16 protein-coding genes are annotated in these 15,256 nt (G+C 46.1%); 14 read left to right on the top strand and 2 right to left on the bottom strand.

Annotation, left to right across the window (positions count from 1 at the left end):
• The first annotated feature begins 251 nt into the window (after positions 1 to 251).
• The 14 genes from L6H98_RS24795 to L6H98_RS24730 all read left to right on the top strand — a co-directional run bounded on the left by L6H98_RS24795 (position 252) and on the right by L6H98_RS24730 (position 12,773).
• Positions 252 to 452: a cold-shock protein gene (locus tag L6H98_RS24795; RefSeq protein WP_236420365.1), complete on the top strand. Its 201-nt coding sequence runs from the start codon at positions 252 to 254 to the stop codon at positions 450 to 452.
• Positions 453 to 531: 79 nt separating this feature from the next.
• On the top strand, positions 532 to 744 hold the full coding sequence (locus L6H98_RS24790) for a cold-shock protein (RefSeq protein ID WP_236420364.1): 213 nt from the start codon (positions 532 to 534) through the stop codon (positions 742 to 744).
• A 192-nt stretch (positions 745 to 936) separates the two neighbouring features.
• A complete protein-coding gene (locus tag L6H98_RS24785) occupies positions 937 to 1,134 on the top strand; it encodes a hypothetical protein (RefSeq protein ID WP_236420363.1) in 198 nt (65 codons plus the stop codon).
• Positions 1,127 to 1,696 (top strand): hypothetical protein, encoded by a 570-nt coding sequence (locus tag L6H98_RS24780; RefSeq protein WP_236420362.1) that lies wholly within the window; start codon positions 1,127 to 1,129, stop codon positions 1,694 to 1,696. Before L6H98_RS24785 ends, L6H98_RS24780 begins: the two co-directional genes overlap by 8 nt.
• Positions 1,697 to 2,486: 790 nt before the next feature.
• Positions 2,487 to 3,215 (top strand): YheC/YheD family protein, encoded by a 729-nt coding sequence (locus L6H98_RS24775; protein ID WP_236420361.1) that lies wholly within the window; start codon positions 2,487 to 2,489, stop codon positions 3,213 to 3,215.
• A 42-nt stretch (positions 3,216 to 3,257) separates the two neighbouring features.
• Positions 3,258 to 4,157: a phosphoenolpyruvate mutase gene (gene aepX / locus L6H98_RS24770; RefSeq protein WP_236420360.1), complete on the top strand. Its 900-nt coding sequence runs from the start codon at positions 3,258 to 3,260 to the stop codon at positions 4,155 to 4,157.
• Positions 4,154 to 5,317: a phosphonopyruvate decarboxylase gene (gene aepY, locus L6H98_RS24765; protein WP_236420359.1), complete on the top strand. Its 1,164-nt coding sequence runs from the start codon at positions 4,154 to 4,156 to the stop codon at positions 5,315 to 5,317. Before aepX ends, aepY begins: the two co-directional genes overlap by 4 nt.
• Positions 5,314 to 6,414 carry a 2-aminoethylphosphonate aminotransferase gene (locus L6H98_RS24760; protein ID WP_236420358.1) on the top strand — a complete coding sequence of 367 codons (1,101 nt, stop codon included), beginning with the start codon at positions 5,314 to 5,316 and terminating at the stop codon, positions 6,412 to 6,414. Before aepY ends, L6H98_RS24760 begins: the two co-directional genes overlap by 4 nt.
• Positions 6,415 to 6,439: 25 nt before the next feature.
• The gene (locus L6H98_RS24755; RefSeq protein ID WP_236420357.1) at positions 6,440 to 7,180 is read left to right on the top strand and encodes a YheC/YheD family protein; all 741 of its coding nucleotides are present in this window, start codon (positions 6,440 to 6,442) and stop codon (positions 7,178 to 7,180) included.
• Positions 7,181 to 8,114: 934 nt separating this feature from the next.
• Positions 8,115 to 9,041, top strand: coding sequence for a metal-dependent hydrolase (locus tag L6H98_RS24750; RefSeq protein ID WP_236420356.1), 927 nt, complete (start codon positions 8,115 to 8,117; stop codon positions 9,039 to 9,041).
• 216 nt (positions 9,042 to 9,257) lie between these two features.
• Complete coding sequence (locus L6H98_RS24745; protein WP_236420355.1) at positions 9,258 to 9,620, top strand: hypothetical protein; 363 nt, start codon at positions 9,258 to 9,260, stop codon at positions 9,618 to 9,620.
• Between the two features lie 59 nt (positions 9,621 to 9,679).
• A complete protein-coding gene (locus L6H98_RS24740) occupies positions 9,680 to 10,306 on the top strand; it encodes a polysaccharide deacetylase family protein (RefSeq protein ID WP_236420354.1) in 627 nt (208 codons plus the stop codon).
• A gap of 142 nt (positions 10,307 to 10,448) precedes the next feature.
• Complete coding sequence (locus tag L6H98_RS24735; protein ID WP_236420353.1) at positions 10,449 to 11,705, top strand: mechanosensitive ion channel domain-containing protein; 1,257 nt, start codon at positions 10,449 to 10,451, stop codon at positions 11,703 to 11,705.
• Positions 11,706 to 11,918: 213 nt separating this feature from the next.
• The gene (locus L6H98_RS24730) at positions 11,919 to 12,773 is read left to right on the top strand and encodes an aldo/keto reductase (RefSeq protein WP_236420352.1); all 855 of its coding nucleotides are present in this window, start codon (positions 11,919 to 11,921) and stop codon (positions 12,771 to 12,773) included.
• Positions 12,774 to 12,901: 128 nt separating this feature from the next.
• On the opposite strand, the gene pdxA is transcribed toward L6H98_RS24730, so the two are convergent.
• Both pdxA and L6H98_RS24720 read right to left on the bottom strand, forming a co-directional pair.
• Positions 12,902 to 13,903, bottom strand: a complete 1,002-nt coding sequence (gene pdxA / locus L6H98_RS24725) for a 4-hydroxythreonine-4-phosphate dehydrogenase PdxA (protein WP_236420351.1) — start codon at positions 13,901 to 13,903, stop codon at positions 12,902 to 12,904.
• Positions 13,900 to 15,195 carry a four-carbon acid sugar kinase family protein gene (locus L6H98_RS24720; protein WP_236420350.1) on the bottom strand — a complete coding sequence of 432 codons (1,296 nt, stop codon included), beginning with the start codon at positions 15,193 to 15,195 and terminating at the stop codon, positions 13,900 to 13,902. The genes pdxA and L6H98_RS24720 overlap by 4 nt, the downstream gene beginning before the upstream one ends.
• Positions 15,196 to 15,256 lie beyond the last annotated feature (61 nt).

Genomic DNA, 15,256 nt, shown 5'->3' with positions numbered 1-15,256 from the left:
AGATAGCCGCGGTTCGCCTCCATATGTAGTCAGTGTCGTACTGCAAGATAGGTGAGGAGCAATTAAACGAAAGCAAAGACAAAACAAACTTGTAAATCAGCTCCAGTTGTGTTAGAGTTAGTTCATTGGAATTTCGACCTAAGATCACATATTGTAGAGGGTTAGATTTTGATTATGTAGCCTTGTACAATATGTGATTTTTTTTTGAATTCGAAGATCATGTAAAAATAAAAATATGGAGGTAATGGATCATGGCACAAGGAACAGTAAAGTGGTTTAATGCAGACAAAGGCTTTGGTTTTATCGAGGTTGAAGGCGGAGACGACGTATTTGTACACTTCAGTGCAATTGTTAGTGACGGCTTCAAATCTTTGGATGAAGGTCAAAGAGTTGAATTTAGTGTAGTACAAGGCAATCGAGGCCCACAGGCCGAGAATGTTGTTAAACTGTAAAGCTGTAGTAGAAGGTCCTGGCACTTAGTGTTGGGACTTTTTTTTCGCCATTATTCCAGAAGAGAAAGAGGGATGCTGTTTGTACTATTCAAGGAAAAGACTGATGATTGATCTTCCAGAGGAAATGACAACGATATGGTCATGCACCAATGAAAAGTGCAACGGATGGATGAGGGATAACTTTGTCTTTTCGATTCAACCCGTTTGTGGCCAGTGTAATTCCTTCATGGAGAAAAGTGAGAAAATGCTGTCTATTTTAGCTAATACAAGTCCTAATCAGACGAAGCACTAATAGTGAGGACCAGTGACATCAAAAATGTCACACTACTACACACACGTAGAAGCCTATGCTGCGTTATCTTCGGACAGGGGTTCGACTCCCCTCGCTTCCATATGTAGTAAGTCAAAGAGCCATCGACCAGTCATCTGGTTGGTGGCTCTTTATGATATAATAAGCGTAATTATAAAGATGGAGGGATTCAAGATGCTTTCAAATCGAGAACAGCTCCAAGAAATTCTTAAAAAAGCTAACCAACATGCACGCAAGCAAGCCAAAGAATCAGGTGCATCAATATATTATATAAAAAATAATAAACGTATACGAGAAGATGCAGAAGGTAATAAATTCGAGATCGTTTTTGATGCAACCGGCAACCGGCGGGAGTTAGAGTATAATGAATGATACCCGACCCATTATGACGGTTTTTGCAGGTACCAATAGGGCTGGCAAAAGCACAATTAGCTTGCAGATGAGAGAATGGCTAGGTGAGCTAGTTGACCCAGACCAGATTGCACGAGAATTAAACCCTGATGATCCAAGAGGTGCCGATTTGTCAGCAGGACGGGAAGCAGTAAAAAGAATTCGTTCCCTTATCAAGGGAAGACACCCCTTTGCTATTGAAACGACATTATCAGGTACATTTGTTTTGAAGCATATGCAAATTGCCAAAGATGCCGGATATAAGATTGTCATGTATTATATCGGCCTCCAAGATGTCCAAATGCATATAGATCGTGTGGCTTCTCGTGTCGAGCAAGGTGGACATTGGATTGCTGAAGAGGATATTCGTTTTCGATATGGTCAGTCGTTACAAAATCTTAAACCTGCTTTAGCCATCGCAGAACAGGTTACCATCATCGATAATACATACGAGCCTTCGATTGTTGCTGAAATCATAAATGGTAATTTGCTTTATTGTGTGGAGTCAATACCTGATTGGTCCAGAACTGTGCTTGTAAGGTAAAGATGATTAATTAGTTGCCAGTAAAACTGTGACTACACGTAGAACCGTTCGCAGTGGATAAGTAACCCTTCAAAAACATCGCCATCTACTGTTTCCACTCGAACAAGTGCATTAGCATGGCTTTTACATATGTTTGCTATATGATCGTGAAAGGATTTTAAGTTATGCATAGTAGTTGGATCCATTCGAAACAGTGTTTGTTCTTGTTGTCCCTGCAGTTGTAAGCTCATGGTTTTGATCTCCAGCTTAGATTCATTCATTTCTCCATTGTATGCAGAAGCCTATAGGGAGTGACGAATCTGTGTATGAGATTTTCTGGGGAAAAATGCAGGAGATCATGGAGAATGCACATCCAGCGTATTGTCGATCAGCCAAACACAATAACTCGCAGTTCGTTGCAGGCACCTAAACGGTGGACCTGCTCTTTTTATGCCCAAAATCGCAAAAAGGAGCGAGGAATTCCATGAAATCAACTATTTATGTACATGTATCTTCAGATCGGTAAGCATAGAAAGAACGGTCCTTCCCAACTTGGAAGCTTCCTGGCATCTGTCGAAGTAAGACTGTATGGTCGCTTGAACGCTTTGCTGAACGATTCGGAAGTTTCGTAACCTGATTCGAGAGCAAATTTGTATGTATGGAAAATTCATACGGAATGGACTTCCGGTGATAGCGATCACCTCTGCGAACACCCATTTAATTTTTTCCCCCACTGGTATTCGTCTATACAGCAGTGAAGTTTGATGAATATGCTCTTGTATCTGAGACCCAAGGGGAGAGATGAATATCAATGTCGATTGGGAAAATGAGGAAGTACAAGGAGATGTTGAGGAACCCTGTCCTGCGTCCATATTTGCCTGAAACTCATCGGATGACGAAATCAAGGACCTTAAGGATGCTGAAAACCCATTCATCCCTCTTTATAAAACCTAATCACGGGAGCGGCGGTAGCGGAATCATCCGAGTCAAGAGACGAAGAAGGGGATACGAGGTTCGGTGCGGCTCAAGTCGGAAAATGGTTCGACGTTCCTCAGTCCTCAAAGCGATTCATTCTTACCGGAAATCAAAGCATCGGTATTTGGTGCAGAAAGGCCTGCGATTAGCGAAGTATCATGGGGTGATCTTTGATATCCGTGTATACCTGCAGAAGCCAAAGAATCATTGGATGATTGCGGGTATGGTCGCCCGTGTTGCCGCACCTCATAAGTTTGTGACCAATTATCATAAAGGGGGGCATGCCAAATCTTTGCGAAGGGTCCTCTTTAGTATTTTCAAGCATAACCATGCCAAAGTGAATGCCTATGAGCGCAAAATAAAAAAACTATCCATTTCCATCGCCAGAACAGTGAATAAGTGGCATTCCATTCATGAACTAGGGGTTGATCTTGCCATAGACAAGAAAGGCCGGATTTGGATCATTGAAGCTAATTCGCATCCGGGTCATATGCTGTTTACTCAGCTCTCCGATCGCACAATGATCAGGACGATTATGGCAAACAAACGATCCATCGGAATATAAGCTCCATATTGATGATTGCAATGGGAAGGGGAAAAGTTTCAAATGAAAAAAACAAAGGAGCTTAGAAACCTGATCAACTCCGATAAGCTGGGGTTTATTATGGAGGCTCATAATGGCCTGTCTGCCAAAATTGTTGAGGAGGCAGGTTTTAAAGGGATTTGGGCCAGCGGTTTATCGATCTCTGCAGCGATGGGAGTAAGGGATAATAACGAAGCCTCCTGGACTCAGGTGCTGGATGTTCTGGAATTCATGAGCGACGCAACGTCCATTCCGATTCTAATGGATGGGGATACAGGATACGGCAACTTCAATAATGCAAGACGCCTGGTCAAAAAGCTGGAGCAGCGGGATATTGCAGGGGTATGTATTGAAGATAAGCAATTTCCGAAAATGAACTCTTTCATAAACGGCCAATTGCAGCCAATGGCCGATATCGATGAATTTTGCGGCAAAATCAAGGCGATGAAAGATACGCAAATGGACGATGATTTTTTGGTTGTAGCCAGAGTAGAGGCATTTATTACGGGCAGAGGGCTTGACGAGGCGCTGCGGCGGGCTGAAGCATACCGGAAGGCAGGTGCCGATGCAGTGCTCATCCACAGCAAACGGCCGGATATTATGGAGATTGAGGCGTTCATGAAGGAATGGGCGGGAAGATTACCCGTAGTCATCGTGCCTACGAAGTATTATCTGACTCCAACCGACAAGTTTCGGGAACTGGGGATTAGCCTTGTCATTTGGGCCAACCATAATTTGAGATCATCCATCAAAGTCATGAAACAAGTATCCCGCAAAATTTATCAGGAAGAGAGCCTTGCCCATATCGAAAAAGATGTTGCAACACTGGACGAAGTATTCGGGCTTCAAGGGGCAGAGGAACTGCAAGCCGCGGAACAAAAATATCTCCCGGCGCCGAACTCCGGCTCGAATGAGGGAATATGATGGACACGAGAATTTTTGGAGAAGAGCTCCGTAATTTAGGATTTACCTTTTTCAGCGGTGTACCCTGCTCCTACCTGAAAAATTTAATCAATTATGCCATCAACGAAACCGATTACGTTGCAGCGGCCAATGAAGGGGATGCGGTTGCCATCGCATCCGCTGCTTCTCTAGGAGGGCAGAAATCCGTTGTACTTATGCAAAACTCAGGGTTAACCAACGCTGTTTCGCCGCTATCTTCCCTGATCCACCCCTTTCGAATTCCACTGCTTGGGTTTGTCAGCCTTCGCGGAGAGCCGGGTGTTCCCGACGAGCCTCAACATGAACTTATGGGCAGGATCACGACACAGCTGCTAGAATTGATGGAGGTGGAGTGGCAGTATCTCTCCAAAGATTTGGAGGAGGCCCGGAAGCAGCTGATTCACGCCAATGAGCAAATTGCCCGGAATCGACCGTTCTTCTTTGTAGTCAAGAAAGGGACCTTTGACGCAGAGCCTTTGAAAAAGCAACAAAACTCCACTCATTCCAACCAGATCATACGGCATGCCCATAAAGACAATCAGATGCCGGCACGATATGAGGCATTAGCCGTAATCAATGCGGTGAAAGACAGGGACACGGTACAGCTTGCTACCACAGGCAAGACAGGACGGGAATTATATGAAATAGAAGATGCAGGCAACAATCTGTATATGGTGGGCTCTATGGGGTGTATCGGTTCTTTTGGACTTGGGCTCGCCCTGAGTCAGCCTGGCAAAAATATCGTCGTGATTGACGGAGACGGTTCTTTATTGATGCGTATGGGAAGCTTGGCGACAAATGGGTACTACAACCCGAGCAATATGATTCATATTCTTCTCGATAATAACGCTCACGAATCGACAGGCGGACAGAGCACGGTATCCCATAATGTTGATTTCGTAAACATTGCTGCTTCCTGCGGTTATACGAAGTCGATCCATGTCCACAACCTCGAAGAACTGAAAGCTTGTTTGCAACAATGGAAAGAGTCTAAAGGACTTACTTTCCTGTATTTAAAAATATCCAAGCAGTCCAAGGCACAGCTCGCTCGCCCGAGCATAAAGCCTCACGAAGTAAGAGAACGCCTACAGCGATTTATCCAGAACGATTCCGTAAAGATCAAGGAAGTGGATGGCTCATGAGTTCTGCCGTAAAGAGAAACATTTTGCTGACCCCCGGTCCGGCAACGACTACAGAAAGTGTGAAATGGTCACAAGTCGTTCCGGACATATGCCCTCGCGAGGCTGAATTTGGCGAGGTGATGGAGCATATTTCCACAGAGCTCACCCGCTTGGTTGCGGATCCGGACCATTATCAAACCGTATTGTTTGGCGGGTCGGGCACGGCAGCCGTTGAATCCATGATCAGCTCCGTCCCGGATAACGAAGCCATGATCATTGTCAATAATGGCGCTTATGGGAAACGGATGTGCGAGATCGCCAAGGTCTATGGAATCGATTATTTAGAATTCAGGAGTCCCTTTGATGATGCTATTAATATAGATGCATTAGAGGAGTGCATCCGCTCCTCCGACCGCATGATTTCTCATCTCGCTGTAGTCCATCATGAGACCACAACCGGCCTTCTGAACAAGGTGAAGGATATTGGCTTGTTATGCCAAAAGTATCATATCAACATGATGGTGGACGCGATGAGCTCATTTGCTGCGATCCCGATTCAAATGAAAGAAATGAACATTTCGTTTCTCGCATCAAGTTCCAATAAGAATTTGCAGGGAATGCCCGGGGTTTCGTTCGTGATTGCAGAAAAAAGCAAATTGGATCATTTGAAAGGCAGGAAACCACGAAATTATTATTTGAATTTGTACGCCCAATATCAATATTTCGCTGAAAATGCGCAAATGCGGTTTACACCGCCGGTACAGACTTTGTACGCGCTCAGGCAAGCCATTCAGGAATTAAAGCAGGAAGGCGTGGCACAGCGTTACGATCGATACAAGGCATCCTGGAAAACCTTAATCACTGGTCTGAACAGGCTGGGATTAACCTATCTCGTTCCAGAAGAGCATCATTCCAAGATCATAACCTCCATTCATGAACCTTATGCAGGTTATGATTTTCAATCCATGCATGATTATTTCTACAGCAAAGGCATTATGATTTATCCCGGAAAACTAGATGAACTGAAGACGTTCCGGATTGCCAATATCGGGGATATCACGCCCAAGGATATCGAGGTGTTTTTGGAATTGCTTGAAAATTATTTAGGCAGCATTTAAGTGAACATGAGAAAGGCGGAGTCCCATGGGATCGGTGACAAAAAATAAATGGTTGAAATATTTGCTTTTGAAGAAGTATGGCCCTCTTGCTCCTTACGTACCCACAACGAAAAGGATGAGCCGACATTCCTTCTGGGCTCTTCTGCGAAAATACCGGCATGTCATTGTTAAACCGGTATGGGGGAGTCGCGGTCGGGGAGTCATTCAAGTCTCGTATTTGGGTAATGACAAGTTTGCCATACACTACGAGAACGTGAGAAAAGTGATTCGAGGAAAAAAGAATATTTATCGTTATATCCGAAAAAAAATAGGGTCTGCCGATTACATGGTTCAACGGAGAATTACTCGCCCGACCATCAACAAACGTCCCTTTGATATGAGAGTCATCGTTCAACGGAAACACCACTCATCCCGATGGGTAGTTACGGGAAAGGTGATCAAGGTTGCGGGCAAAGGTTATATTGTGTCCAATAATACCCGGAGTAAGGGGAAATTGCTTAGGTTTAGGTCGGGTATTCGGAGGTCATCCATCAGGCGTTTGTCTGTCTCCGGTTTGGAATCCAAAATCGATGGAGTTTCAATTCTTTCCGCTAGGAGATTAGGAGCCTTTTTTCCCGGGCACCGTATTTATGGCCTCGACATTGCAACAGATCAGCGAGGGCATGTATCCATTATTGAAGCCAACCTTTATCCGGCCATGTCACATTTCCGTAAGCTAAAGGATAGAAGGGTGTATCGGCGAATACTCTCATATAAGAGAGGTTGATATACTGCCAATGCATTAGGATTGGAAGTCGCAGAAGGTACTGGGCTAAGCCGAGAATTTGTATGTTAAAGCAAAGAAAAAGGAGAACTGTCATTGCAGTCCTCCTTTTTTACGATTCATTTCTTTTTGGTAGGCATTTTTATTACAAAGAATAAGATCGATAAGGCAAACAGAGCATGTGAGGTTGTAACCAATAATCTATAACCCTCACCTAGGTCTTTTATACCGAAGAGAATATTAATTAAGGATACCAAACCTGTAATTATAAGTATCACCAGTGCGAGTAGGTACATGTTTAGTCCCCCTTGAAGATTGACAACTTGGTTTTCCAACCTTGGGTAGTAACATCCGCCTAACATGAGCGCTAGTAAAAGCCGGTAAAGAGAATGAGGACAACAAGAGTGTGGATAGTTGTTACAGGAATATAATAGCATTCAGCGTTTTATTTGTATATATATGTAAAAATAAACGAGTTCGTTGAGTTCTCGCAGCTTGAAAAGGATTCTGGGGATGTGGAAACAATGCATTAGGACTAGCATTCAAAAATCAAGGAGCAGATGAATGCTCACTCTGTATACGGAGCACAAGGTATAAAATTGCATTTGTTGAATCGGAAGAATCCCATGAGTCTATCCCGGCATATCATTGATACATATATGGGAATTTCAACACGACTATACAAGGCTCAGCTTCTTCCTGAACATTTCGACTAGAACATTAGGTGCCCATTTTCCGCTTTGTGATATAATATCCGTAAATTACTAATTAGAGGGCGAAGATGCTTTTAAATAATGACTGCTTTAAGAAATTCCAAAGAAAGCAAATCTTTAGTATGCTCTCAGGAATTTTAGTACCGTGAGTGAACCCAAGCCATGTGTCCTGTATATCCGGATAGAGAATTGACTCACGAACAGACTAAAAAGGAGTAGTTCCATTGGATCCTTATCTATATTTGTTTTTTCATGTCTTATCACATGCCGTTCTTGGGGCAGCAATTGCATGCTGCTTTTTGCCAAAGAATAGTTGGAAGGACCGTATGATCGGCCTATGTTCAGGTGCATTGTGTGGTGTAATTCCTGATATTTTTGGGGACAGAAGTATAGCCCCATGGTCGCATTCTGTATTGATTGCCCCATTTTTAGCTTTAGGTGTAGCATTTTTGACAAAACTGTTCTATAAAAAGACATCTTTCAAGTTAATTTGGGGATCATCTACTTTGTCTGTTTGGTTTGGACACTTGCTTCTTGACTATATGGGACATGATCTACCAGCATTTTATCCAGTTAACGACAAGTCCTATATTATGGGGGCTATTACATTGGGAGACCCATGGATATGGTTTCCGTTAGTTGTCGGTCTTGGATGGAGCTTTTTCTTAAAAAACAAGCCTAGATTACCTGTAATAACCTCAATAATATTCGTAGTGATATATTTAATTTTCCGAGTAATGGCAAAAGAGATAATCGAACATAAAGTGCAAGTTCAGTATCCTGTTTCCGAAAAGTCATATATAACAGTAGAGCCTGATAGTCATTATGAGTTTCCGTTAAACCCCAGCGAATGGTTAAAGTTCAGGTTTGAAATTATTAGTTCTCATTATTCAAGAGGTGGGGATGCAGGTTTTTTGGGGGAGAAATCGGATGTGCTACTTTGGTACGATTTTTATCCAGTTGCGCGTGATATTACCATAATGAATGGAAAACATAGTTTGATGTATTCGGCCGAGTCTAAAGTTAGTCTTTCCGTTACTGACGAATGGACAGAAGCTGGTCTCAACTTTATTAGGGGAGAGTATGAGGGTAATCAGCTTACCTTCAAACAAACGGAAAACGGTCAGTGGGAGGAAGTTCTATCGAAATAGTTTGACGACTGATCCTGGCCTGACGAAATTATAAAACGCAGCGGGTAGCAAAGTACTTCCACCATGACATGAATCTTGGTGATTACTCCGTTGTGCTACGTCTGGCGGCTTTCTGCTCATACCTATGTTCGATTATGGCATTTTTCTTGAAGGCCAGATCTTCTCCTCACGCAATTCTAGTGAAGTATATAATTGTAGATTGGCTGGTGAATCTCAATGGGTGGAAAATCCTGGCTAGTGGTGCAATATCCATTGAAAAGTGCAAAAGGCAACCAGCGTGACCAATGGTTAAAAGAGAAGGTAACGGAATGTTTGGAGAGCTCCCTCGCCAATGCTGACCTGGGATATGTCGATGGTTCAGATATGGGGAGGTGCGTTTCCGACCCCAAAAAGTATGCGCTTAATATATTTTGTGTAGTTACAGAGGAGGAACAGAGCATAGCTTTGGTGAAGAGAGTTTTAAGAGAGAGCAGGCTCGACCATACACGAATTCAAATAGCCACCATGCCCTATGGAGAAGAAGAGACCTATACGCTGAAATATGGCTATAAAAAAGGGGTTGCCGACTTTTCTCTTTAGCGTAATTTGGAGAAGTAAAAGAGCGTTGGCAGGATGTATAAGAGAGGAGACACTCATAAATGGGGAAATTATCGTTGGTAGAACAGGTTAACGTTGGGGAAAAGGTAGTTGCCTTCACATTTGACGATGGACCGCACCCGGTATATACGTATCAGTTGCTTGAGATCTTCCGCGGCGCGGGTGGACGGGCGACCTTTTTTATGATTGGTCAGGAAATGGAAGCGCATCCAGAGCTTGCGGCGGCTGTGCACCGTGAAGGGCACGAGATCGCCAACCACACCTATTCGCATCCCGATCTGACCAAACTGACGCTGGAGACAGCCAGAGAGGAGCTATTGCGGACAGAGGAGCTCATCCGAGAGGTCACGGGGGAAACGGCACGGATCTTCAGGCCGCCTTATTTCGGGGTGAATGATGACATTCTGTCCCTGGCTGCGGAGCGTGGATACCAGACGATCGGAGCGGTCAATGGCGGGGCAAAGGATTGGGAGAATCCTGGCATCGAGTATATTGTCGAGCACACAAGGCCAACCGTCAGGCCGGGCAGCATCTTGATCTTCCATGACGGATACGGGGAGCGCTCCCAGACGGTGGAGGCTGTCCGGACATTGGTCAAGGAACTGGCCGCAGAGGGGTATCGCTTTGTCACGGTCAGTGAACTGCTGGACATGGCAGCTTGTACGTGAAGCGGCGAACAAGCGACGAATGGACACCATCTTAGGTGTCCGTTTTTGTATTTGCGAATATCGTCCATGGTATTTACTCGCAAACTTTGCCCGGCACCGCTCTCAGATGATAAGCTGATACAAACTACATTAGGAGGAGACAATGGACTTTATCAGAAATCAACTAGACGGATTTGGCATCAACGAACCTGCCATTGGATATCTCTCGAATATGATCATGGTCGTTTTTATCGCCGTAGTCTCGGTACTGGCTAATTTTATCGCAAAGAGAATCGTGCTGCGGACGATCCTTCATATCGTCAATAACCATCGATTCAAATGGGGCCATATCATTGTGGAGAAAAAGCTGTTCCACAAGCTGTCGCATCTCGTACCGGCCATTATTATTTATTATTCTGCTTATGTCTTTCCATCCTATCAGGTCCTGATTGAAAAGGCTGCAATGACGTACATGATTGTGGTGACGATCACTGTATTTAATGCGCTGCTCAATGTGTTTGATGACATATATCGTTCCTATGAAGTATCCAAGATCAGGCCGATCAAAGGATATATCCAGGTTGCCAAGATTATTCTTTTCATCATCGGCGGCATTATCGTCATTTCGAGCCTGATCGGTCAGAATCCATTAATCATTCTCAGCGGGCTTGGCGCGTTATCGGCCGTATTGATGCTGGTCTTTAAAGACTCCATCCTAGGCCTTGTGGCTGGCGTTCAGCTATCGTCGAATGATATGGTACGTGTGGGCGACTGGATTGAGATGCCGAAATACAATGCGGACGGCGACGTGATCGATATTACCCTAAACACGGTAAAGGTGATGAATTTCGATAAAACGATTACGATGATTCCGAGCTACGCTTTGATTTCGGATTCGTTCAGGAACTGGAGAGGCATGCAGGTATCCGGCGGACGAAGGATTAAGCGAAGCTTTTATATCGATATCAGCAGCATCCGTTTCTGTACCGAGGAAATGATCAGGGAATTTCAGAAGATCCACTACCTTACGGACTATGTAACGACAAAATTAAATGAGATCCACGCGTACAACCTTGAACATGAGATCAATACGGACAGCAATGTGAACGGCAGACAGCTTACGAATGTGGGCGTATTCAGAGAGTACATCCATCAGTATCTTCGGAATCATCCCAAAATCAATCAGAACATGACGATGATCGTCAGACAGTTGGCGCCGGGAGACACGGGGCTGCCGCTTGAAGTATACGCATTTAGCAATGATACCAACTGGGGAGTATATGAATCGATTCAAGCCGATATCTTTGACCATATTTTCGCCGTTGCGCCGACGTTCGGGCTGCGTGCGTTCCAAAACCCAACGGGGCACGATATTGCGCAGCTTAAGGACAGCAGGGAATTTTCGCGAGGGTACTCATAAATCATTCAATTCATACCATCGCATATGGCGTGAACTGTTGAACGAAGCGATAAGCCGTTGACCAACTTTTGGTTGATGGCTTTTTTTCGATAAAAGTACTCCGGAATCGCTTCTGACCCATGCCGAATTGATTCACTCCCGCGTACAGGGGTAGAATAGACAAGTAGGCAAGTAAATTTTTCCATTATCCCCCCAGCAAAGGAGAGATTTCAGATGAACCATCGCATTCCGGAGCATACGTTGAATGATGGCTTAAAGGTGCCTGCTATCGGGCTTGGTACCTACAGCCTGAAAGGGGAAGCCGGCGTCAAATCAATCGCGGGCGCAATAGATGCGGGTTATCGCCTGATCGATACGGCGTATAACTACGAGAATGAGGGAACAGTCGGCAAAGCCATCCGGCAGAGTTCCGCATCCAGGGAAGAGCTCGTCATTTGCTCCAAGCTGCCAGGGCGTTACCATAGCTATGATAAAGCCATCGTGGCTGTAGAGGAATCGCTGTATCGGGCAGGGCTCGATTACTACGATCTGTATTTGATCCACTGGCCGAATCCCAAACAAGATCTGTACGTGGAGGCATGGCAGGCCCTGATTGAGGCCAAAAACCGCGGTTATATCCGCTCGATCGGGGTTAGCAATTTCCTGCCTGAGCATAATGATCGTCTGGTGAAGGAAACCGGTGTAGCACCGAGCTTGAACCAAATCGAGCTCCATCCGTTCTTTAACCAGGGCGATCAGCGGCAAAAGGATGCCGAGTACGGCATCATTGCGGAATCCTGGAGCCCGCTCGGACGCGGCAACGATATCGTGCAGGACATCGTGAATGATGAAAAGATCCTCCAGATTGCAGAAACGTATGGCAAAACGGGGACGCAGGTCATTTTGCGCTGGCATACCCAGCTCGGTGCCATTCCGATTCCGAAAGCAAGCTCTCTCCAGCATCAGAAAGAGAACATCGATATTTTCGATTTTGAGCTGACCGCGGAAGAGATGGGAGTCATCTCTTCGTTCAGCCGTGAGGACGGACGGTTGTGGGGACAAGATCCGAGCGAATACGAAGAGTTTTAAATGAACATATGATGCAATGATGAGTATCACCGAAAACGAGACGGCAAGATATGCGCATGAACCAAAAAGCAGCGATTCTCCATCCCAAAGAGAATCGCTGCTTTATTTATGCTTCTAGCACAAGCTTATTAAGCCTGCGTTTTCGGTGCCAGCTCAATCGCCGAACGGATGGCGGCCAGCATGCTTTTGTCGTCGGCAATGTTTTTGCCGGCGATGTCGAAGGCCGTGCCGTGGTCAACCGATGTGCGGATGATGCCGCCTTTGAGGCCAACCGTGATGTTCACGCCTTCCTCGATGCCCATGACTTTGATCGGGGCGTGCCCCTGGTCATGGTAGCAGGCAACGACGATGTCGAAATCGCCGCGGCCCGCACGGAAAAAGAGCGTATCGGCAGGAAGAGGGCCGACGACGTTGATGCCTTCTTGCTGCGCGCGCTCGATGCCTGGCTGCAGCTTCTCTTCTTCTTCGCCGTTGCCGAACAGGCCGTTTTCGCCCGCATGCGGATTAATGCCGCATACCGCAACGCGGGGGTTGTCGAAGCCGGCTTTTTTCAGTGTATCGTGAGCCAGTTTGACGACAGTGTATGTTCTTTCCGGATTGATGCTTTGGATCGCTTCAATCAGTCCCATGTGGGTGGTCAGGTGAATGACGCGCAGATTAGGCGTCGTCAGCATCATGGAGAAATCCTTCGTATCGGTCAGGTCGGCTAAAATTTCAGTGTGCCCCGGGTAGAGATGGCCGCCTTTGTGCAGGGCAGCTTTGTTTAGTGGCGCTGTGCAAATGGAATTAATCTGCTGGTTTTTGGCCAGGTCAACGGCTTTGGCCAAGAATTGGAACGCGGCATCTCCGGCAACGCCAGATTCTTTTCCGTACTCGAGATCAGCAGGAACGAGATCGAGATCGATAACGTCCACGGTGCCGAATTCGTATTTGGCGTCAGTCGGGTCTTGAATCGCATGGATATTCAGGTTCGAGCCGATAACAGGCAGCACGCGTGCCAAAATTTTGGCGTCACCGATAACGAGTGGTTTGCAATTGTCGTAAATCTCCTGATGGCCCAGTGCTTTCATAATGATCTCGGGTCCGATGCCGGCGGCATCGCCCATAGTTATTCCAATAATCGGTTTCATGCTGGAACGCCTCCTTTTAATTTTTGAATGGCATGAATGAACACGTCCGGTTTGCCGAATCCACCTGCTTTGGTGATCACATGCAGGTTGTCGATGCCGATGAATTTGGAGATCGGCACGCCGATTTCGAGCTCGTCCAACAATTCGAATCCGCTAATGTTCCACTTGATGCAAATCTGCTTAGCCGTATCTCCGCCGGTCATCGATACCCCTTTGAACCAGCCCTCTTCCAGCAGCTTGGCGCACACTTCGCCAATGGCCCGCACGATTTCGTTGCTGACCTCCGTGTGGTCGAGACCTTTTGCTTCTCCAGTGGCGCGAGCCAATTCGATATCTACCGGCTCTGCGGTAGAGTAGATCACGACGTCTTTGCCTTCCAGCGCTTTCGCTTTGACTTCCTCGTACACGCGGTCAATTTCCACCGTCCGATCTTCGGCTCCCCCCACTGCTTTGAAAGAATGGAACGGGATTGATGTGACGTCCGTTTGTTCCAGCAGCAGCTTGAGTTGTGCGCGTGAGTTTTTGTTCACGCTGCCGACGACGGTAAGAATCGGTCCGCCATTTTCCGGGATGGTCAGCTCGGAGGAGTTGGCCCCCAGATCGTAATGATCGGGAAGGTAATTGGCAATCCCTGCCGATCCTGCCCAAGCAAACGTGTAGTCCAGCTCGCTGGTAATGCTCAGAATTTGTTCCAAATGGCTCTCTTCCGTCGAATCTACGAGCACATAAGGAATGCCTTGCTCCTTGAAGCCTCGCAATTGCTCCTGAATGCGATCTTTTCCTGTCGCAAGGTCGTTGACCGTGATTTCACCGATCTCATACTTCGTTTGCTGTTTCAGCAGATCCGGAAGATAGGAGAGGGTCACCGGCGTTTTCGGGTCGTTCGCAATTTCGGTTTCCGCCAGCGGAATGCCGTTCAAATAATGTGTGCCGTTCAGAATCGTGCGGTTGTTTTTGGGATAACCCGGAGCGATCATCATGAAATCAGGTTTCACGACATCGTAGACGGCATCGATCTCGATGCCGATATTTCCGCGCATGGTCGAGTCCATTTTTTTGAAAATGGACTCATATCCGCTTCGCTTCAGCAGCTGGGCTGCGCCAGCGACGCGTTCATAAGCTTTCTCCGCCGCGATGGAACGGCTGTCGGTATCAAAGACGACGGCATCGTACTTGGTGATGTGATCCTCGTCCATGTCAAATAATACGCTTGTTTTCAAACCATGACGGGCCAGCTGTACACCGCTGTCATTGGCACCGGTCAAATCGTCAGCAATAATGGCTAATTTCATGCGGCTATCGCCTCCCTGTAAGCTAAATGAATACGAAGTTGCATCAAAATGATGAAGCTCG

It is taken from the genome of Paenibacillus sp. JJ-223 (assembly GCF_927798175.1).
Taxonomy (GTDB): domain Bacteria; phylum Bacillota; class Bacilli; order Paenibacillales; family Paenibacillaceae; genus Paenibacillus; species Paenibacillus hubeiensis.
This window is presented reverse-complemented; position numbering and strand designations above follow the sequence as displayed.